Below are 18,842 nucleotides of genomic sequence, written 5' to 3'. Positions count from 1 at the left end.
CCGGCCCGATTACCTTCGCGCAGCGTATTGTATTCGGTTTTCCGCCTACACTCGCACTATGTCCGCACTAGAGTCAACGTCTGCGCCAGCGCCTGGACCAGCAGCTGCATCAGCATCTACAAATGTATCTGCATTAGCCTCAGCACCAGCCTCACCGTCTGGATCATCCCCACTCTCAGGAAATAGTTGGATTTTAGGCACTTGTTCAGGGGCGGAAGGGGCCACACCCAATCGTAGTTGGAAAAAAGGCACTTAATATGCTGACATCAGAGCCTTAGAGGGAGTTTGCACAGGAATAAATGTCATAAATCCAATTAATTTCCGCGAACGCTCCAAATGAGCCAGATTAAGATACGTTTTTCCAACTAATTCCTCGCACCCATTCACACATCCCGCGCACATTCACACATCCCCCCGCGCACATTACCAAATCCCGCACCCATTCACACATACAGTAGTTGCACATGCCATTCTGGAGCTGTTGGCCCACCCGTCAGGGTAATTTGTCCGACAACAAACGCAGTAAAAGAACAAAACTAATCCTCCAGCAGACGCCCGTTGTCATGCCACTGGCCGTACATTTTGTTAACTCTGGTGTTCTCTATGAATTTGTCCAATCTACGTTGGAACAGCTCCGGCTGGCGGATATAGCTCTGAATGGTGTCGATCCGTACCCGCTGATACAGCGCCGGAAAGGCCAGGAAATGGCGATACACCTGCTCGTCCTCCTTCAATCTCTGTTCAATCAAGGGATCGATTCGAAAAGCTCCGACATCCATATCCGGCAGGCATCGCCGTCCCTCGTCGCGCATCAGCCCCAGCTTCTCCAGCCTTCGGACGCGCTCCTTATTCAGCTCGGTCCATGAACTGCGCTTGCTGCGCGGGGATAATCTCTGTACCAGATTCGAGTCAGCCGCCGCCTTCTTCACCCCGTCAATCCAGCCGAAGCACAGCGCTTCTTCGACGGCGTCCAGATACAGTATTGTCCCCGGGAGCGGCTTCAGACTGACCTCTACCCAGCAACACCCCTCCGTCGTACTGTTCACCAACAGCCACTTTCTCAAATCTTCTCTCGTTGCAGCTTCAAGTCTATTTTCGCTACTCATAGATATGGTTCATTCCCTTCTGTCTTCTGCTTCCGGCTCTCTGTCTGCCCTCTGCCCGATCGAAATCCTGCACATTATGCAACTTCTCCTTCAAGAAAATGCCCCTAATCCGGAATTGTTGCACAAATGACAGCATTCCCTCTACTCTAAGTGGCTAGGCGGCGAGAATTCCTGCATTTTATACAACATTCCTGCCCTTACACCAGTATCCATAAAGCAAAGTTGCAATTAGTGCAACATCCTCCTAATTCCTTAAATTTTGCCGCTTTGTTAACATTTTCGCAACACATTCTTTACGCTGCGCATACACAACTTGAGAGAGTAATTAATATCCGGCTTTTACAATGAGGTTATTAGCATAATATACCTATTGCATAATCAGGCTTGATATGAAGGGATGATACTTTTGAAGGGGAAGCGGCTGCACTTTTCGATGAAATGGAAGCTGATCTTGAGTTTCTCGGCGATTACACTTATTTTTCTGGGCGTGGCTGTGTACCAGGGACATAAAATCAAGCAGGTCGAGCGATCCATGGAACGGCAGAAGAGCGAAATGGAGAATAGAATTACGGTCTCAACCATCACCCAGCAGCTGCAGGAGCTGAACCGTGCGGAGACTTCCTTGGCGGATTCCAGTGACCTGGAGCAGGCAGAGCCCTTGAAGGAGAAGCAGCAGCAGCTGTCCACGGAGCTGGCCAAGGTAAATTTTGAGCTGGGTACGCCTGCTTCTGCGAGCTATAAGCTGCTGTCTGCCCAGGCCGCAGAATACAGCGCTCTGACGAAGGAACTGGTAACCACAATGTCGGACGAGACCCTTGACCCGCTAAGTGTTTTGGAGAAAATCGATGGTATACATACGAAGGCGCTTGCGCTGAATCAGGACATGCTGAAGACTAACGCTGAGCTGTACACCGCTGCTGCTGCCAATGCTGATCAGGCCCAGGGGGTCTCCTTCGCCCTGCTGGATGATACGGTATCCATCGTGACGTACGCTGCGATCGCAGTGTCCCTGTTCATGCTGGTGCTCGCCTGGCTGCTGATCCGCTCGTTCCTGTCACCGGTGCGCAAGCTGCAGGCGGCGCTCAGACAGATCGCGGAGGGCGATTTGCGGCAGCAAATTAACTCCCCGTACAATGATGAGCTGGGACAACTGAGCCATCATTTCGACCATATGGTCAGCAGGGTACAGGGGATGCTGCGGCAGACCTTGTCAGCGGCAGGCTCGCTTGCTGATTACGCGCAATCTTTTCAGGGGTCTTCGGCGGTTACAGCGCATACGAACCAGAATATTGTCAGAACCATCCAGGAGATTTCGCTTGGAGCAGACCAGCAGGCTGTCCAGTCGGAGCAGAGCTCACAGCTGCTGGAGGAGCTGGCCTGCGGGGTTCAGGAGATTGCCGATTATACGGATGTCATGCTGACTACGAGTGAAGCCGCTAACCAGAACAGGCAGCAGGGCTCGGAGACCGTTACGGCGCTGCGTCAGAGCTCCCAGGATTCCCGGGTGTCCATCAGCAAGGTCTATGGTGCGCTGGACAAGCTGGTGAGCCAGTCCAAGGATATCTCGCGTATTACCCATTCAATCACCGAAATCTCGAAGCAGACGAATATTCTCTCACTGAACGCAGCGATTGAAGCTGCCAGGGCGGGGGCAGCAGGCAAAGGCTTCGCCGTGATTGCCGATGAAGTGCGGCAGTTGTCCGTACAGACGAATGACTCCTCGGTACTTATCAGCAGGATTATTCAGGAGCTTGGGGCCGGTATGGCGGATTTCCAGGGACATATGATGGAGACCCGGGACCGTCTGGAGCAGCAGGACCATCAGGTGGAACAGACCCTGGCTTCCTTCGCCGCTATCGACGAATCGATTACAGGTATCAGCATACAGATCGGGCAAATTCACCACAAGGTGGAACAGACGCGTACCCTCAATTCGCGGCTTGCCGAATCTGTACATTCTGTTGCGGCTGTAGCTGAGCAGACGGCGGCCGGAGTTCAGGAGGTGAACGCCTCCAGCACCCAGCAGGATCAGGCCATCGGGGACATCGCCAGGCAGGCCGGGGAGATTAATGAAATCTCGCAGCGGCTGTTCCGGGAGATCAATGTGTTCAAAATATCGGAGGCTGCTGAGGCCGGATTCGAGCTGGGAGCAGCGTCTGAGCTAGAGCCGGACCCAGATCCGGACGCGGGTTCAGATCCAAGTTCAACACATGCAGCTCCAAAGGTTCGCGGGATGGTGCAGGAATCGGAAGAGCAGCAGGAAGCGGAGACAGCCGGGGAAATCCAGCCCAAGCTACAGCGGGAGATGCATACGAAGCAGACGGAACAGACAGCAAAAAGGGCAGAAGCCGGAATTCACCAGCCCCTGCCTGCGGGAATACCGGTGCAAGATAAGCCTGCGCCCGGCCTGAGTATGCTTGTTAACGAACCTGATAAAGAGATCTCCAAAGAGCTGGAGGAGGAGCTACTGGTCCTGGCGAAGTGAATGGGTCAGCGACGAGACCAGCTCCGGGAACCACTCTGATAAGGACAGGAAGCTGAAGCCCGCGCTGCGGGCTTTTGCCGTATCCATGAACCAGGATGCACCGATGCCAAAAGGCGATTGATCCGTCTCCGCCGCCTCCCTCTGGACGATAGCCGTCCTTCTGGTGATCTGCTCGATGATGGAGATCACTCCGCCAATGGTGAGGGTGCCGTCCGAGCAGGCGTTCACCGGTCCCGTGACGGCTGAGCCTTCCCGGCCCAGCCAATGCAGGAAATCAGCCGCTTCATCCGAACGGATGAACGAGATCTCCGCCTGCGGATTAGGGATGCCAACCGGCCTTCCCGCCAGAACATGCTCGATGTGAAAATGCAACCGGCGCGTATAATCATCCGTGCCCAGCACAATCGGAAAACGTACCGCAGCCACCGGGAAATCGGCTGTCTGGAGCAGAACGGCTTCGGCTTGTCTTTTGCCTTCCTGGTAACTGATATCCGTCTTCCCGCCAGACTTCAGCGGATAATGCCAAGGATCGAAGTCCGTTTCAGCCAGCGCCTCCGGCTGCGGATCGTACATGGATAAGCTGGAAGTCAGGATATACCGCTTGGCCCGCCCCGCCCAGATCCGCACAGCTGCCGCCGCCTCATCCGGCGTGTAGCAAATGTTATCGTAGACGATATCCCATACAGTGTCCCCGACAGCCTGCTCAAGCGCCGCTTCATCCGTCCGGTCCGCGGCCAGCCGGGTGACACGCTCACCGAAGGAATCCTCTGTTAGGCCCCGGGTCAGAATGGTGACCTCGCTGTCCTGGTCCTGGAGCAGCAGCTCCACCAGCCTTTTGCCGAAAAATCTCGTCCCTCCAAGCACAAGCACCTTCTTCATGGGATCACCTCTCCTAAGCTATAGTCAGAGCTACTGCTCCATTCATCCGTATTATGCAGCCATCCGAAGCTCACCGTATGCAGGCGCTCCATGGGTATAGGCGTATCTCGCGTTGTCTGTATACATGGAATACAAGGACTGAACCGTAAAGGTGCTTACAGCAGCGGTTACCTCCCCGGCGTTCTCCTGTCGGAGCAGCTCCAGCAATACTGGAATCTGTCCTTGCTCATAGGCCTCAGCCAGCGCCCGCAGATACCCCCGGTAATCGGCATCCTGCGGAAGGGCGGGGCCTTCATGCTGGATCAGCTCCTCCCGGACCTTGCTCAAGGCCTGGCGTGCACGGTGCAGCGCCGCTTTGACCGCGCCTTCCGTGGTTGCCAAGAGTCCGGCGGACTCAGCGGCTGAATACCCCAGCACATCGCGGAGGACCCAGGCGGTCCGCTGCGGCGGCGAGAGATGGGCGAGCAGCGCCTGAAAGGTCAGCTCCGTCTCGGTCAGCTCCTCCAGGGCTGCCGCCGCAGAAGCTGGATCGGATGACACTCCAGACCTTTCCATGGCACGGATGAGCGACCCCTGGCGGCGGGAGGCGTCAATCCAGGTATTCTTGGCAATCCGCAGCAGCAGGGCTTCGGGATTGGGGCTGACGGTGAACTTGCGGTAGCCCAGCGCTTTGACCCAAGTCTCCTGCGCCAGATCGTCGGCGTCGAAGCGGGAGCGGGTGAGCGACAGGCAGTACCGCTGGAGTGTTGTTCCCAGCTCCTGAAGATGTCTTGTATCCATAGCTATCATATCCGTTGTCCGGTGATGTTCAAGCATCGTCATAGTGGCCCTCTCCTTCGATGGGTTGTGTTGCTTCTATTATATAAACGAACGGCACAATGTAAAAGATACGCACTCCCGCTATTTCCGCACATGCTGCGTCTTCCGTATCTTTTCGGGCAGGCTGGCCGTTTACAGGGTATCCACACTAAGACAGATCAGAGGAGGCACACCAGAATGAGTGTAATACCCTATGTGATTGAACAGACGGCTAGAGGAGAGCGGTCCTACGACATCTATTCCCGGCTGCTGAAGGACCGGATTGTATTCGTAGGTGCGGCAATCGATGACGGGCTAGCCAATAGCATTATCGCGCAGTTGCTGTTCCTCGCGGCGGATGAGCCGGAGAAGGATATTCAGATGTTCATTAACAGCCCCGGAGGCTCGACTACCGCAGGCTTCGGTATTTATGATACGATGCAGGTAATTAAACCTCAAGTCAACACGATCTGCACCGGTTTTGCTGCTTCGTTCGCTTCACTGCTGCTGCTGGCGGGAGCAACTGGCAAACGGTCCGCGCTGCCCAACAGCGAGATTATGATCCATCAGCCGCATGGCGGGGCGCAGGGGCAGGCGAGCGATATTGCCATCAGCGCCAGACGTATTCTCCAGATCCGTGAGAAGATAGTCGGGATCACCGCGCAGCGGACCGGCCAGCCGCCGGAGAAGGTGGAGAAGGATATGGACCGGGATTATTTCATGTCGGCTGAGGAGGCACTGGAATACGGAATTATTGACACGATCATCACCCATCTGTGAGACGAAGGAGAGGAAGAGCATGCTGGAAGCGCTGAAGGGACAGGAAGTTCATATTCATTTTTTGGATGGTACAAGTGTTAGGGGAGGCGTACTGGAGGAACTGGATGATCGGTTCGTGAAATACAGTACGGAGTATCAGTCCCTCTACATTCCCATTACCTCGATCCGGGCGGTAGAGCTGCAGACCAAGGAGCGCGAGCGTCCGCGTGTCGGCTTCGGGCAATAACCGGGAGCTGCAGGTAAAAGCGTACAAAACCCCGTCATCCCTGCTCAGAACGAGCGGAGACGACGGGGTTTTTGCGCTTGTATAGGAAATTATAGTTTCCATCTGCTGAGGATAAGGCAGGTGTAGAGGTATGGAGAGTCTGCATATGACCCGAATGTATGCCAAAAACAGCATACATTGTGCTCGCACGCAGGTGTATGAACCGAATGTATGCGAAAAACAGCATACATTGTGCTCGCACGCAGGCGCATGGCCCGAATGTATGCCAAAAACAGCATACATTGTGGTGGCACGCGGCCTTCTATTTCTCACTGAAACGGTACCGTCCTTTAAAAGGACGGCAAAGCCGTTTCCACTTGTGCGCGTAAGTTCTGGCAGCCGTATGAACGCCAGTCCCGCTTATATGGATAACGAGAAGGCAGGCTCCAGGCGGTGTACTCCCTTCGGGGAGTAGCTCAGGGCTGAGCTTAACCCGCACAGGTCCGCCAACAGATAGATAATGCTTAGCCACATCTCCGTGCCTTGCAGGCCGGTCTCCTGCTGCCGGGACAGCTGGAAGGCGAAGCCGCGCCCGGGAACCCAGAAGGGCAGCACTTCGCCGAGCAGCTTCTCCGCCCAAGCGCGGATCTCCGCCTGCCGGTAATCACTCTGCTTCTGGCAGAGCCAGAGCGGGTGGACGACATCCAGCACGTTGCAGGCATTGAGCGCGTCCAGGCGGAAGAAGCGGCGGTCCCGGCTGTGAGCCAGCACGGTATCGATGCTGCGCTCCGGGTACGGCAGGGGCAGACCGAACTGGGCGTAGGTAGCGCGGGTAAGCCGGTAAAAGCCGTTCACCGGCTGCAGCCACCCCTCCTTCGCAGTAGGCAGACCCCACAGCCCGGAGTCCTGGCGGGAATGCGTCGCCAGCCAGCCGAAGAGATCATCCGGGCGCTTGCCGGAGCCGAAGGACTTCAGGTTGTGATAGAGGCCGGTAGCATAACAGTCGATCCAGTCGCCAGCGCCCCAGGCATTGTCCGCCCATGGCAGACTATTAAGTTGATGATACAGTGTAGCAGTATCCATATTCTCTACAGCGGCAACGTGATAGGGCAGAGCAGACCCTAACACCTCAAGTGCGTACCCTACAGCGAGTAGATGATAACGCGAGAGATGATCAGCTAACCGCTCCGGCTGATCCTCCGGTCCGGGCGGCGACCACGGGTCGGGCAATAATCCGGTCCGAGTATCCTGGAACTGCTCTAATGTGGCGATCAGCTCTTCCTTCGTCCAGCCAGGCGGCAGACTGCCGAACATTGCAGCAATCTCCACAGCATCACAGTACGCCCGTACGGTCCGCCCCGCTCCCGGCCGGTCCCGGAACAGCTTCTCTCCCTCTATTGTTTCGGAGTAGAACTCCAGCAGGGAAGTTAGCTGCTCCTGCACCTGCCTGCTGAAGTCTGCCAACAGTCCATAAAGTGTCCTAAAAGAGGGGGCAACTCCATCACCCGGCCCTGCGTTATCTCCCGCTGGCTCAACGCCCTCACCGAACAGTTCAACGCCTGTCTCCAACCGCTCACCGTTTTTCCCCAGCCCCTCACTTACTTCCTCCCTCTGCCCAGATTCTCCCCCCAAATTAGCCTCCTCAATTCCCATTCCATCCTTCATCTTCATCACTGATTCCTCCTTGTCCTTGGTGGGCTCAGCCGTTGCAGCTGCCTCTCCGGCCAGCCGGCTGCGGATCAGCTTGGCCGGATTGCCGCCGACAATGCTGTACGCCGGTACATCGCGGGTTACTACTGCACCCGCCGCAACAATGCTGTGCGAGCCGATCCGCACCCCGTCAAGAATCACGGCATTAGCCCCGATCCACACATCATCTCCTATGACAATGCCCTTGACTGTCAAAGGCTGGCGGAAGACCGGAACATCCGTCGCAGCATAGCCGTGATTGAAGCCATATAGACTTGCATGGGAAGCGATCCGCACGCCATTGCCCATGGTAATATCGCCTGACAATATGCTATAGCTGTTCATAGAGCAGTCGCTGCCTGTGACCAGCCGTGTGCTGCGGATAATCGCACCTCCTGCAATGTAGCTCCGGTCGCCGAGCGCCAGCTGATCCGGCAGCACGATGGCTTGCGGCGAGACGAAGCAGGCTTCTCCGAAGGTGCAGGGATAATCCGCAGCAAGCTGCTGCTGGTAGCGGTCCTGCTGAAGCCGTTCTTGTTCGGACAAGCCAATCCAAGGCATGTAATCCAGGGCTTGTGCTTGGGTGGACAGGGTTTCAGTCATCTGGTATCTCTCCTTCATCATTCCAGCCGTTAATGTCCTAAGTGTAGCAATCAATGCAGGGGAGTGGCATGGTATAATGAACAGAATTGGCATGTCAAAAACGCTTCAGTATTAATCTCTGGTTGATCCCATTCCTGATTGATCCCATCTCTGGTAAATGGCAAACCGAGAAACGGAGGAGCTATACATGGAGGAGATTCCGCAGAATCTGGTGATGGATATCCACTGGATTCATGACAAGACCACCTTCCCGCACTGGAAGGATATCCGTCAGAATATACATGTACACAGCCTGTACTGGATTCAGGAGGGGGAGGGGGTGTTCCGGACAGACACAGAGGAGCATCCGGTGTCGCCGGACATGCTGTTTTATCTGCGGCCGGGCCTGTCCATGGAGATGAGCAGCGGAGGCGGGGAGCCACTGAGGATCACCATGATCTTGCTCTCGCTGTACACGTTGTCTCCGTCTGCGGACAATCAGGGCAGGGTGGAGCCGCTTCATGCGCTGCCCTTGCCGTTCCGCCTGAAGCCCGGGAGGGAGCCGGGCAGAGCGCTGGATGAGCTGTTCCGCCGGATTGCCGGCGATTTTGTTCCCGGTAGTCCTGGAAGCCAGCTTAAGACTCAGGCGCTGCTCTATCAGCTTTTGTACGAAATATTTCAGGCTAAGGATGGCGTCCATCCAGACCGTGGACAGGGCTATGAACTGTTTGTACGGATGAAGGAGGAGCTTGAGCGGCGCTATAGTGACCCCTTGCAAATCCATGACCTGGCGGTGCGCTACGGGATATCCTCCTCGTATGTCCGCAGCCTTTTTCAGCAATATCTGCACAAGAGTCCCAAAGGGTATTTAAGTGAAATCCGCTATGAGTATGCTAAGAAGCAGCTGCTGTACACCAGGCTAACCCTGAAGGAGATTGCGGCCGCCTGCGGATACAGCGATGAGTTTCATTTCAGCAAAGCCTTCAAGCAGCTCAGCGGACAGCCGCCGTCTGCGATGAGGTCCCGCTAATCCCGCAACGGCTAGGCAAGACAGAGGTATGGGATAGAGAGGGTTACGCATAATAAACGGATGGACCGGATCAGATTAGTCAACACTGAGCGGCCTTTACAGTTATCAGTTAACGGCAGCGAAAATCGGGTAATTTATTATCATGTGTCTCATTTGCACTTTTGTCCGGCTGGCCTTACTTAAATTTGAAATAAAAAAGTTGAACCACAACGCCGTTGTGATATAATTATCCGGTTGGTCTGATGGACTGGGAAGTAGACAAGACTTCAAGCGATGTTAGATTATATTAACGTTAAAATCGCAGGAAAACGAAGGATTTCAGTGTAATGAAGTGAATTACAGAGTATTAATGGAGAAAACCGCAGATTTTACACGGAACAACTCATTTTTTGTCGGATTTTATTGATTTATTGAGAAAGTTTCTGTATAATCAGCGTTGTTGATTTTTCATAGGATGTAGCCTGTTCCAGAGCAGCAAGGCTAATAACTAATAACTTAAGCATAATTAGGGGGTTATTAATTTGGGAAAAGCGTTAATTATTGGCGCTGGCGGTGTAGCGAGCGTTGTTGTTCATAAATGCTGCCAGAACCCGGATGTATTCGAAGAGATCTGCATTGCCAGCCGTACGGTGTCGAAGTGCGATGCGCTCAAGGAGAAGCTGGACGGGGGCCTGACTAAGATTTCTACGGCCAAGCTGGATGCTGACAACACGGAAGAAGTCATTGAGCTGATCAAGAGCTTCCAGCCGGATGTCGTGATTAATGTGGCTCTTCCTTACCAGGATCTGACGATCATGGATGCCTGCCTGGCTACCGGAGTGCACTATGTGGATACAGCGAACTACGAACCGCAGGATACGGCGAAGTTCGAATATTCCTGGCAATGGGCTTACAAGGAAAGATTCGAGAAGGCCGGAATTACAGCGCTGCTCGGCAGCGGCTTTGACCCTGGCGTAACCGGTGTGTTCACGGCTTATGCGCAGAAGCATTATTTTGACGAGATTCATACGATTGATATTGTGGATGCGAATGCGGGCGACCATGGTTATCCGTTCGCGACCAACTTCAATCCTGAGATTAATATCCGCGAGATTACTGCGAACGGACGTTACTTCGAGAATGGCGAGTGGATTGAGACAGCGCCGCTGTCCGAGAAGAAAGTATACGATCTCCCGGAGATCGGCCCGAAGGATATCTATCTTTTGTACCATGAAGAGTTAGAATCCTTGGCAGTTAACATTCCTGGCGTCAAAAAAATCCGCTTCTGGATGACCTTCTCTCAGAACTATCTGACCCACCTGAAGGTGCTTGAGAATGTCGGCATGACTTCTATTGAGCCCATTAATTACGAAGGTAAAGAGATTATTCCTTTGCAGTTCCTGAAGGCCATTCTGCCTGACCCGGCTTCCCTGGGACCAAGAACCAAAGGTAAAACCAATATCGGCTGTATCATTCAAGGAACCAAAGACGGCCAGCCTAAAACCTATTATGTCTACAATGTCTGCGATCATGAAGAGTGCTATAGAGAGGTTGGCTCACAGGCCATTTCCTACACTACCGGCGTTCCTGCGATGATCGGGGCGATGATGATTATCAAAGGCATCTGGAACAAGCCGGGCGTACACAATATCGAAGAGTTCGACCCAGATCCATTCATGGATGCACTTAACAAACACGGTCTGCCTTGGCAAGAAGATTTCTCGCCGACGCTGCTGGATTAAGGCGCATGACCATGAAGAACAAGGACATCGATATTGATATCAGCAATCTGCCGTCACCTGCCTATCTCGTGGACGAGCGTCTGCTGACGAAGAACCTGGAGACCCTGAATTATGTGCAGGAGAAGAGCGGAGCCAAGATTCTTCTGGCGCAAAAAGGCTTCTCCATGCACGCCATGTACCCGCTGGTCGGCAAATACCTGCATGGCGTAACCTCCAGCTCCCTGTTCGAAGCCCGGCTGGGCTTCGAGGAGATGGGCAAAGAGGTCCATGTCTATGCTCCGGCTTATGTGGACCGCGAGTTCGATGAGCTGCTTCGCTACAGCGACCACATGGTGTTCAACTCGTTCGACCAATGGAGCCGGTTCAAGCAGCGCGTGCAGAACGCGTCGAAGCGGATTAGCTGCGGCATCCGCGTCAATCCGGAGTATTCCGAGATTGAAGTGCCGCTCTATGATCCTTGCTACAACTTCTCCCGTATGGGCGTAACCCTGCCGAACTTCCGGCCGGACGAGCTGGACGGCATTGACGGCCTGCATTTCCATACCATGTGCGAACAGAACTCGGATACGCTGGAGCGTACGCTTAAGGTCGTAGAGGAGAAGTTCGGCCAGTACCTGCATGGTATGAAATGGCTGAACTTCGGCGGCGGGCATCATATTACCCGTCCTGACTATGATCTCGACACCTTGATCAAGTGTATTCTGCACATGAAAGAGACTTATAATGTAGAGATCTATCTGGAGCCGGGCGAGGCCGTTGCCTTGAATACCGGTTATCTGGTTGCAACGGTACTCGACACCATGCATAACGGCATGGATATTGCGATTCTCGATACTTCGGCGGAATGCCATATGCCGGATGTGCTGGCGATGCCTTACCGCCCGGGCATCATCGGTGCCGGAGAACCGGGCGAATTCGCTCACACTTACCGGCTTGGCGGCATGACCTGCCTGGCAGGGGATGTCATCGGCGATTATTCCTTCCCGGAACCGCTCAAATACGGCGACAAGCTGATCTTCACCGACATGGCGCATTATTCCATGGTGAAGAACCACATGTTCAACGGCGTTAACCTGCCGGCTATCGCTTCCTATAATGAAGCAGAAGGCCTCAAGGTGATCCGCGAGTTCGAATACAGTGACTTCAGCGGCCGGTTGTCTTAATCGGTTGATGATAATAATAGAAGCGCCCCTTCAGCTTTTGCTGAGGGGGCGCTTTTGTGCACAATTTAAACCGGACTAACAATCAGTGCGGGACCGTGTTTAGCGGAATCTTTTTGCCAAAAAATACGAAAGATTCGATTTCTTTATCATTTATAATATTATCAAACGTTTTTAGTGTAATCAGCTGGTTGCTCTCATAATAACTTGAAGACATTCCGGTAAAAATGCGGGTTGTCTCTGAAGTGCCGTCCCTAAAGTTAATTGTGATAGGCAGTTTATCCAAAGATTGGTTTGGACCAATTTTTTCTGATTTGAAGGCGAATTTATTAATCTTTTGTAATGAATCACTCTCAATCTTCAATGTGATTGAAATTGGCGAGACAGAGATCGTCTTTAAGGTTGCCTTATAACCATACAGTGAAATGCCCTGATTGATCTGATAAAGGGTAGAGTACTCTTTGAAATCTAGCTTAAGTGAGGTTTCCCATGAACCAGAAACTACGGTTTCAAAAATACCGGGAAACGGATCGGCAGCTTCTAAATCTCTAAAAATAATATCAACAGTTTGACCAGCTATGGAATTATCGGTCATTATATTCATAACCAAACTAATTTTGTTGTCATAAGGATTCCCGTCATCGAGTACCTCGTATCCTGTACTGTACGAGCTTTGATTAGAGTTGATATGGGCATGAAAACGATAGCGGGCTGCATTCAAAATAGTGCCTTTAGGAGCGGTAAAGTCCATTAAAATGTAAGTTAGATTGCTGTCACCGATCACCTGCTTAATGGCAACCGACCCCTGCTTATTTTTAATTATTTTATTTATTGTATAAGCGCCATTGGACATATGTACAACCTGATTCTTATTGGAGGGTTTAAGAAATTGAATCAGTGCTTCATCAAGTCCTGTATATACTGCTGCAAAAGCTGTAGTGGTTAAACCAACCATCAGTACAGCAGCAATTATAGTATATCTTCTAAGTTTTATAGGAGAAGTTTTTCTTTGACTTCTATGTTCGATCTGGCTACTTGTTAAAAGATTTTGAAAGATTTTTTCTTTTTGATCATTTGTTGGAGTCAAAGCTTCAAAAACCTTACGGATATTTTTAATCTTCAATATAATTCCCTCCCAAATCCATCTTAAGTCGTTTGCGGCCTCTAAATAATTGTGTTTGGACCGTGCTTTCTTTGCGACCTAACATTTCAGCGATTTCCTTTACTGTGTAATCCTCTAAATAGTATAGATACAAAACGGTTTTGTATTTTTCGGGGAGTGAAAGAAGTTTTGAAACGACTTTACCCGAAGGCTCAATGCCATTCCAAATGACAATCTCCGGCAAAGGTTCCAATGCCACACGGCGGGTTCTCCACCAATGTTTAAGAATATCTTTGCAGTAATTCCTAGTGGTTACTGTCAACCACGCTTTTTCATGCTCGTGGTCGTTAAAGACCATTGGAGTGTAAATTAATTTGAGAAATACAGATTGAACAGCGTCTTCAACATCAACAGGATTTTTTAAATATATATAGCAAAGCCGGTAGACCATATCTGCATGTCGTTGATAGAGTTCAGCGAATTCTTTATCTGTGTCTAACAAAGAGCTGGATTTCATTATTTCGCCTCCTATTAAACAACACGATTGAAGGTTTCAAAATATCTCAAAAGGCGAATTTTAGATTAAAAAAAGACCATTCTCCATTTGAGAATAGTCCGCTAATATTCTTGTGTCAGGAGAGAATCCCCTTACTTCATACTAATCGCAATCCGGCTCTCCTGCGGCAGCCAGTCAACCTTCGCCCCAAGCTGTTCGCTGATGAAGCGCAGCGGCAGGTAGACGGTGCCATTCACTACAAACGGCGGCGTGGCCAGAGTGACACTTTTACCATTGACGGTGGTGGCTCCGTTCACGGTGTTAATGACGATGGTTAGCGGAGTTTTATCGGCAGCGGTACCGGTGATCGTTACTACTTTGTCCATGGAATAACCGATAGTAGCTCCCATCTTGGTGAACAGCGAACGCAGCGGAATGAAATTCTGTCCGTTACGGGTAATTACACCGTTCGTGAAGGCGATGGATTCGCCGTTCAGGCTAACGGAGATTGGCTTCTGCATCGGGACAGGCTCTTTGTAGCTAAATTCATAGGTACCGTAACCGAGTTCAGCATTCTTGTTCACGCCCCAGCCCCAGAGAGTGCCGTCATTCTTCTGCATAATGACATGTCTTCCGCCGCCTTTTATCGACTGGATACCCGAAGCAAGCAAGGTGAACTTTGCATCCGGCGATATACGGTCTGCAGCAATCGAAGCTGCATAGACTTTGCCGTCTGAGGTCAGTGCGACAATGGAGCGTTCAACAATGTAAGCATCGGTCACCTTGCTGATCCCTGAGAAGACAACCGGAACGGGGTGATCCTGGTACGTAGTTCCATCCGAATATCCGGTGACCGTGGAGCCCCAGAACCATAGATGGGATTGCCCGTCAACTGCGAGCCGGCTGCGCCCATTGTTGTACAGCGCCCGAATATCTTTTAAGCCGGAAAAAGGAGTTGCAGTTATCTGGGCCGGGTCACTATAGGTTTCCGGTACATAGCTATCCTGGTCCGGCCAGGTCCAGACGCTGCCATCCTTACTGAGCGCATAATTCTGTTCGAGCTGGACAATATCCTTCAGATTGGGAACTGGTGTAAAAGTGGCAAGTTCGTCAATGCTGGTCCAGACCGTCCCGTCTGTCTTCAGGAACAGATAACGCTGCCAGTCGCTAAACTTATTGTTAAGCTTGTTGCTCTCGGAATATTGAGAGACAGCTGCAACGTGATCCAGTCCCGGAACAGGCGCAAACGGAGGAGTCGTATTGTCGTCAGTTGACGTAACTGAAGTATATACTGCACCCTCTCCAGTGACTGCCAAATGACGCGGGTATCTGCTTTGGAAATTAGTCAACTCCTTTAATTCCGGCACAGGTGTAACTTCGATGGCCATAGTCCGGGCGTTGCTAGTCCATCTCCAGACCGAGCCATCCTTGGTGGTTACCATTGCACCGTTCCATAGCGGGAAAGAAGCCTGTACATCACTTAGTCCATGTACCTGCGTTGGTACAGACTTCGTCTCACCCCAGACCCACAGGGTCCCGTCATCTTTAATCAGATAATCGGGTCCGTAGGAAGCGATGCCGGAGCCACCGCTACTAGGTGCTGCTGTTGCAGCCTCGGGAGTCCAAAGTGTCAGACACGCCGTCAAACCCATAACCATGCTCACGAGCAAATTTCTTTTTTTCATCATGATATCCTCTACTCTCTATAGGAAATTACTGAATTAGGTAAATAAATGAATATATTACCTTGAATATAGACGCTGCACAGGCGCAAAAAGTTTCTTTGAAAATTAACCGTTGTTGGCGGTGCTCCTGTGGTACAATAATTTAGTCTGTTTTTTGGAATTGTCCGTACTTGAGGAGGAAATTAGCGTTAATGAAACATGCACCTTTTATAGCCGTGGAAGGCCCGATTGGAGCCGGTAAAACCACCCTCGCCACGATGCTCGCCACCGAACTGCAGCTTCCGGTCATTAAAGAAATTGTCGACGAGAATCCGTTTCTGGACAAGTTCTATCAGAATATGGACGACTGGAGCTTCCAGCTGGAGATGTTCTTTCTCTGCAACCGGTTCAAGCAGCTAGAAGACACAACTGTGCAGTACATAGATCAAGGGAAGCCGGTCATTTCGGATTATCATATCTATAAGAATCTGATCTTCGGGGAACGGACGCTGAAGGGATCGAAACGGGACAAATACCGGGAGATCTATCATATTCTGACCGACGATTTCCCCAAGCCGAACATCATTCTGTATATCCGGGCAGATCTGGATACGCTGCTGGCCCGGATTGCCAAGCGCGCGCGTACATTTGAAGAGATCATTGCCCCTGCCTACCTCCAGCAGTTAATTGAGGATTATGACGATGCGATGGCCTCACTGGCCCGCCGCGAACCGTCCACCGTAATTATCACCATCGACGGCAACCAGGTGGATTTCGTGGAGAAGCCCGAAGATTTCACCGCCATCGCCGAACAAGTAAAGGAGCTTATGAAATGAATAGTTACAACATCCCGGATAACGCAATTATCACTGTAGCGGGCACAGTAGGTGTCGGCAAATCGACGCTGACCGCAGCACTGGCGGAGCGCCTGAACTTCCAGACTTCGCTGGAGCAGGTGGATCATAACCCGTACCTGGAGAAGTTCTATCACGATTTCGAGCGGTGGAGCTTCCACTTGCAGATCTATTTCCTGGCGGAACGCTTCAAGGAGCAGAAGAAGATGTTCGAGCTGGGCGGAGGGTTCGTGCAGGACCGTTCGATCTATGAGGATACCGGGATTTTTGCGAAAATGCACGCCGACCAAGGCACCATGTCCCCGACCGATTATGCCACTTACACCAGCCTCTATGAGGCCATGGTGATGACGCCATACTTCCCGCATCCCGATGTGCTGATCTATATTGAAGGCAGTCTGCCTTCGATCCTGACCCGCATCAATGAGCGCGGACGCGAGATGGAGATCCAGACTGACGTCTCCTACTGGGAGCATATGCACGGCCGCTATTCCCAGTGGATCAACGAATTCAGCGCCTGCCCTGTGCTGCGCCTGAATATTGATGAGTATGATGTGAAGAACCCGGCTTCCATGTCGGAGATTCTGACCCGGGTCAGCGCGGTAATTAACCGGAGTGCGGCGGGGAAATAAAGAGATAGAGTGAAAAAGCAGCACCAGGGGTTTATCCTGGTGCTGCTTTTTTGCGTCCATCACAGAATGTTAAAATACAATGGTTTCGGGGATTGTGCCTTTGGGATATTTTTCCTCCCATACAGTTTTGTCCATATAGGCTTGATACCACATGTCGGCAATTACATCCGGATCATTGATTGCGCCAGTACCTGACTCCTTAATCAACAAGCCTAAAGAACGGTGACCAACAAAAATGCCTTGAGCAGCCAATGAAGTATGGAGATTAGCTACATAATTGCGCAGCCCTGAAAAAGCAATACCGATATTCCCCATGATTGGGACAGGGTGCATGGCAGATAATCCTGTGGTAAAGAGTAGGGAACCCTCTTTCTTAGCGAGCATATCGGGGAGAACAGCATTGACAACTTGGACGGCACTGACCACATAGGCCTCAAATGCGTCCCTTACATTCTCTACGGTTAACTCCAATACAGAGGTGGGAGGATAGTTGCCTGCTGTGGGACTGAATTCCAGTACATCAATCTGGCCATACTGTGCTTTAATGTTACTGATCGCCTGTTCAATTTGTTCTTTACTGAAAATATCCGCTATGAAATAAGAGGCCTCAATACCCTCCGCTTTCAATTCATCCACCATTTCTTGCAGCTTTGCGGCGTTTCTTGCGACTAATGCCACTTGGAAGTCATTCTTTCCAAAGCTCTTCGCAATAGACATTCCTAATCCCTTACCTGCACCAATGATCGCTAGTGTTTTCATATCTGATTCTCCTTTTATGAATAAGTGAGTGTAATTGACAATTTTAATTGTAAAATCTACAATTAAAACGTTCAATGGTTGATATGATTCAACATGACATTTAAACATCATTTTATATAAAATTGACTATTATTTATGAGGGAGTGGCTTATTATTGGGTAAGGATAAGGTAGATCTGCGTATTCTTAAAACGCGAAAAGCGATTAAGGAAGCCTTCTTGCGACTAGTGCAAACCAAAGGTTACGAACGAATTACTGTACAAGACATTGCCGACGAAGCGATGATAAATCGAAACACATTTTATTTACATTATGTAGATAAACCTGAATTCATGGATAAGTTATTTCAGGAGAGCGTACAGAATTTGAATGCTTGCTTGAGCCTGGAGGTAAGCTCGATCCATGAGATGGACAAGGATATGTTCGGTACGATGATAAAAACGATTTTCGACAATATCGATGCAAACATGGTATTCTTTAAAACCATGCTGACTCAAAACATTCACCCAAACTTCCCCATCTACTTAAAAGATGCTTTTAAAACGTTTATCTTCGCCGGAATCAGCGATTTCCACCACGATGCAAAGATGGAAATTGGTCTTGAGTACATGATATCGGGATTGGTAGGTGCGATATGTCTATGGATTGTTGAACGCGAGAATTATAAGACGGATGACTTTATCGACCATCTGAGTGAAATTCATTATCATAACATGGTTGACTTGCTGAAGAATACTAGATAGAAAAATAACTAATCCACACCAATAAACCGCAACTGAGCCGTTCTCAGTGCGGTTTATTTTGCTTTTCAGACATTTTCTCTTAAAAATTCAGGACTTTTTTCGTTTTCCGAGTGTATTAACCCTATTTTGGGGCATTTGACGCAGCTTTTGTCGAGATT

17 protein-coding genes are annotated in these 18,842 nt (G+C 51.0%); 9 read left to right on the top strand and 8 right to left on the bottom strand.

The features are described 5' to 3' along the window. Positions 1-536: 536 nt before the first annotated feature. Positions 537-1,106 carry a YdeI/OmpD-associated family protein gene (locus tag C173_RS13020; protein WP_036725396.1) on the bottom strand — a complete coding sequence of 190 codons (570 nt, stop codon included), beginning with the start codon at positions 1,104-1,106 and terminating at the stop codon, positions 537-539. Positions 1,107-1,539: 433 nt separating this feature from the next. On the opposite strand from C173_RS13020, the gene C173_RS13015 reads away from it, so the two are divergent. Then, on the top strand, positions 1,540-3,591 hold the full coding sequence (locus C173_RS13015) for a methyl-accepting chemotaxis protein (protein WP_235191880.1): 2,052 nt from the start codon (positions 1,540-1,542) through the stop codon (positions 3,589-3,591). On the opposite strand, the gene C173_RS13010 is transcribed toward C173_RS13015, so the two are convergent. Together C173_RS13010 and C173_RS13005 are read right to left on the bottom strand one after the other, a co-directional pair. After that, the gene (locus C173_RS13010; RefSeq protein ID WP_036725392.1) at positions 3,571-4,470 is read right to left on the bottom strand and encodes an NAD-dependent epimerase/dehydratase family protein; all 900 of its coding nucleotides are present in this window, start codon (positions 4,468-4,470) and stop codon (positions 3,571-3,573) included. The genes C173_RS13015 and C173_RS13010 overlap by 21 nt on opposite strands. A 51-nt stretch (positions 4,471-4,521) precedes the next feature. Next, positions 4,522-5,292 carry an RNA polymerase sigma factor gene (locus C173_RS13005; protein WP_051478019.1) on the bottom strand — a complete coding sequence of 257 codons (771 nt, stop codon included), beginning with the start codon at positions 5,290-5,292 and terminating at the stop codon, positions 4,522-4,524. On the opposite strand from C173_RS13005, the gene C173_RS13000 reads away from it, so the two are divergent. Both C173_RS13000 and C173_RS12995 read left to right on the top strand, forming a co-directional pair. Beyond that, positions 5,236-6,048: an ATP-dependent Clp protease proteolytic subunit gene (locus C173_RS13000; RefSeq protein WP_327196450.1), complete on the top strand. Its 813-nt coding sequence runs from the start codon at positions 5,236-5,238 to the stop codon at positions 6,046-6,048. The two genes, C173_RS13005 and C173_RS13000, sit on opposite strands and share 57 nt — an antisense overlap. 19 nt (positions 6,049-6,067) lie before the next feature. Continuing rightward, a complete protein-coding gene (locus C173_RS12995) occupies positions 6,068-6,274 on the top strand; it encodes a hypothetical protein (RefSeq protein ID WP_036725389.1) in 207 nt (68 codons plus the stop codon). Positions 6,275-6,673: 399 nt separating this feature from the next. On the opposite strand, the gene C173_RS12990 is transcribed toward C173_RS12995, so the two are convergent. Then, complete coding sequence (locus tag C173_RS12990; protein ID WP_051478018.1) at positions 6,674-8,545, bottom strand: acyltransferase; 1,872 nt, start codon at positions 8,543-8,545, stop codon at positions 6,674-6,676. A gap of 157 nt (positions 8,546-8,702) precedes the next feature. Between C173_RS12990 and C173_RS12985 the strand changes: the two genes are divergently transcribed. The 3 genes from C173_RS12985 to nspC all read left to right on the top strand — a co-directional run bounded on the left by C173_RS12985 (position 8,703) and on the right by nspC (position 12,438). Continuing rightward, the gene (locus C173_RS12985) at positions 8,703-9,554 is read left to right on the top strand and encodes an AraC family transcriptional regulator (RefSeq protein ID WP_081751149.1); all 852 of its coding nucleotides are present in this window, start codon (positions 8,703-8,705) and stop codon (positions 9,552-9,554) included. 521 nt (positions 9,555-10,075) lie between these two features. Then, positions 10,076-11,275 (top strand): saccharopine dehydrogenase family protein, encoded by a 1,200-nt coding sequence (locus C173_RS12980; RefSeq protein WP_036702452.1) that lies wholly within the window; start codon positions 10,076-10,078, stop codon positions 11,273-11,275. A 26-nt stretch (positions 11,276-11,301) separates the two neighbouring features. Beyond that, positions 11,302-12,438, top strand: a complete 1,137-nt coding sequence (gene nspC, locus C173_RS12975; protein ID WP_200869540.1) for a carboxynorspermidine decarboxylase — start codon at positions 11,302-11,304, stop codon at positions 12,436-12,438. Between the two features lie 82 nt (positions 12,439-12,520). Here nspC and C173_RS12970 read toward each other — a convergent pair whose 3' ends face one another. The 3 genes from C173_RS12970 to C173_RS12960 all read right to left on the bottom strand — a co-directional run bounded on the left by C173_RS12970 (position 12,521) and on the right by C173_RS12960 (position 15,691). Then, on the bottom strand, positions 12,521-13,558 hold the full coding sequence (locus C173_RS12970) for a hypothetical protein (RefSeq protein WP_036725386.1): 1,038 nt from the start codon (positions 13,556-13,558) through the stop codon (positions 12,521-12,523). Then, positions 13,548-14,054 (bottom strand): RNA polymerase sigma factor, encoded by a 507-nt coding sequence (locus C173_RS12965; RefSeq protein ID WP_036725384.1) that lies wholly within the window; start codon positions 14,052-14,054, stop codon positions 13,548-13,550. The genes C173_RS12970 and C173_RS12965 overlap by 11 nt, the downstream gene beginning before the upstream one ends. A 131-nt stretch (positions 14,055-14,185) precedes the next feature. Continuing rightward, positions 14,186-15,691, bottom strand: a complete 1,506-nt coding sequence (locus C173_RS12960) for a stalk domain-containing protein (protein WP_235191884.1) — start codon at positions 15,689-15,691, stop codon at positions 14,186-14,188. Between the two features lie 218 nt (positions 15,692-15,909). Between C173_RS12960 and C173_RS12955 the strand changes: the two genes are divergently transcribed. Both C173_RS12955 and C173_RS12950 read left to right on the top strand, forming a co-directional pair. Next, complete coding sequence (locus C173_RS12955) at positions 15,910-16,533, top strand: deoxynucleoside kinase (protein WP_036725381.1); 624 nt, start codon at positions 15,910-15,912, stop codon at positions 16,531-16,533. Beyond that, positions 16,530-17,183, top strand: a complete 654-nt coding sequence (locus C173_RS12950) for a deoxynucleoside kinase (RefSeq protein WP_036725379.1) — start codon at positions 16,530-16,532, stop codon at positions 17,181-17,183. The genes C173_RS12955 and C173_RS12950 overlap by 4 nt, the downstream gene beginning before the upstream one ends. 69 nt (positions 17,184-17,252) lie before the next feature. Here the strand turns inward: C173_RS12950 and C173_RS12945 are convergent, their stop codons facing one another. Continuing rightward, entirely contained in the window at positions 17,253-17,942 is a 690-nt protein-coding gene (locus tag C173_RS12945; protein ID WP_036725376.1) for an SDR family NAD(P)-dependent oxidoreductase, read from the bottom strand. A gap of 154 nt (positions 17,943-18,096) precedes the next feature. Between C173_RS12945 and C173_RS12940 the strand changes: the two genes are divergently transcribed. Then, positions 18,097-18,684, top strand: coding sequence for a TetR/AcrR family transcriptional regulator (locus C173_RS12940; RefSeq protein WP_036725375.1), 588 nt, complete (start codon positions 18,097-18,099; stop codon positions 18,682-18,684). Positions 18,685-18,842 lie beyond the last annotated feature (158 nt).

Source organism: Paenibacillus sp. FSL R7-277, from assembly GCF_000517965.1.
In the GTDB taxonomy this organism is placed as follows: domain Bacteria; phylum Bacillota; class Bacilli; order Paenibacillales; family Paenibacillaceae; genus Paenibacillus_AQ; species Paenibacillus_AQ silagei.
This window is presented reverse-complemented; position numbering and strand designations above follow the sequence as displayed.

Excerpts from the sequence above, each read along its gene's own strand:
- C173_RS12985 (WP_081751149.1), top strand. The coding sequence starts at position 8,703 with ATGGCAAACCGAGAAACGGAGGAGCTATACATGGAGGAGATTCCGCAG.
- C173_RS12990 (WP_051478018.1), bottom strand. The coding sequence starts at position 8,545 with ATGACTGAAACCCTGTCCACCCAAGCACAAGCCCTGGATTACATGCCT.
- C173_RS12965 (WP_036725384.1), bottom strand. The coding sequence starts at position 14,054 with ATGAAATCCAGCTCTTTGTTAGACACAGATAAAGAATTCGCTGAACTC.
- C173_RS13010 (WP_036725392.1), bottom strand. The coding sequence starts at position 4,470 with ATGAAGAAGGTGCTTGTGCTTGGAGGGACGAGATTTTTCGGCAAAAGG.
- C173_RS12995 (WP_036725389.1), top strand. The coding sequence starts at position 6,068 with ATGCTGGAAGCGCTGAAGGGACAGGAAGTTCATATTCATTTTTTGGAT.
- C173_RS13000 (WP_327196450.1), top strand. The coding sequence starts at position 5,236 with ATGTCTTGTATCCATAGCTATCATATCCGTTGTCCGGTGATGTTCAAG.
- C173_RS13015 (WP_235191880.1), top strand. The coding sequence starts at position 1,540 with ATGAAATGGAAGCTGATCTTGAGTTTCTCGGCGATTACACTTATTTTT.
- C173_RS12955 (WP_036725381.1), top strand. The coding sequence starts at position 15,910 with ATGAAACATGCACCTTTTATAGCCGTGGAAGGCCCGATTGGAGCCGGT.
- C173_RS13020 (WP_036725396.1), bottom strand. The coding sequence starts at position 1,106 with ATGAGTAGCGAAAATAGACTTGAAGCTGCAACGAGAGAAGATTTGAGA.
- C173_RS13005 (WP_051478019.1), bottom strand. The coding sequence starts at position 5,292 with ATGACGATGCTTGAACATCACCGGACAACGGATATGATAGCTATGGAT.
- C173_RS12960 (WP_235191884.1), bottom strand. The coding sequence starts at position 15,691 with ATGGTTATGGGTTTGACGGCGTGTCTGACACTTTGGACTCCCGAGGCT.
- C173_RS12945 (WP_036725376.1), bottom strand. The coding sequence starts at position 17,942 with ATGAAAACACTAGCGATCATTGGTGCAGGTAAGGGATTAGGAATGTCT.
- C173_RS12950 (WP_036725379.1), top strand. The coding sequence starts at position 16,530 with ATGAATAGTTACAACATCCCGGATAACGCAATTATCACTGTAGCGGGC.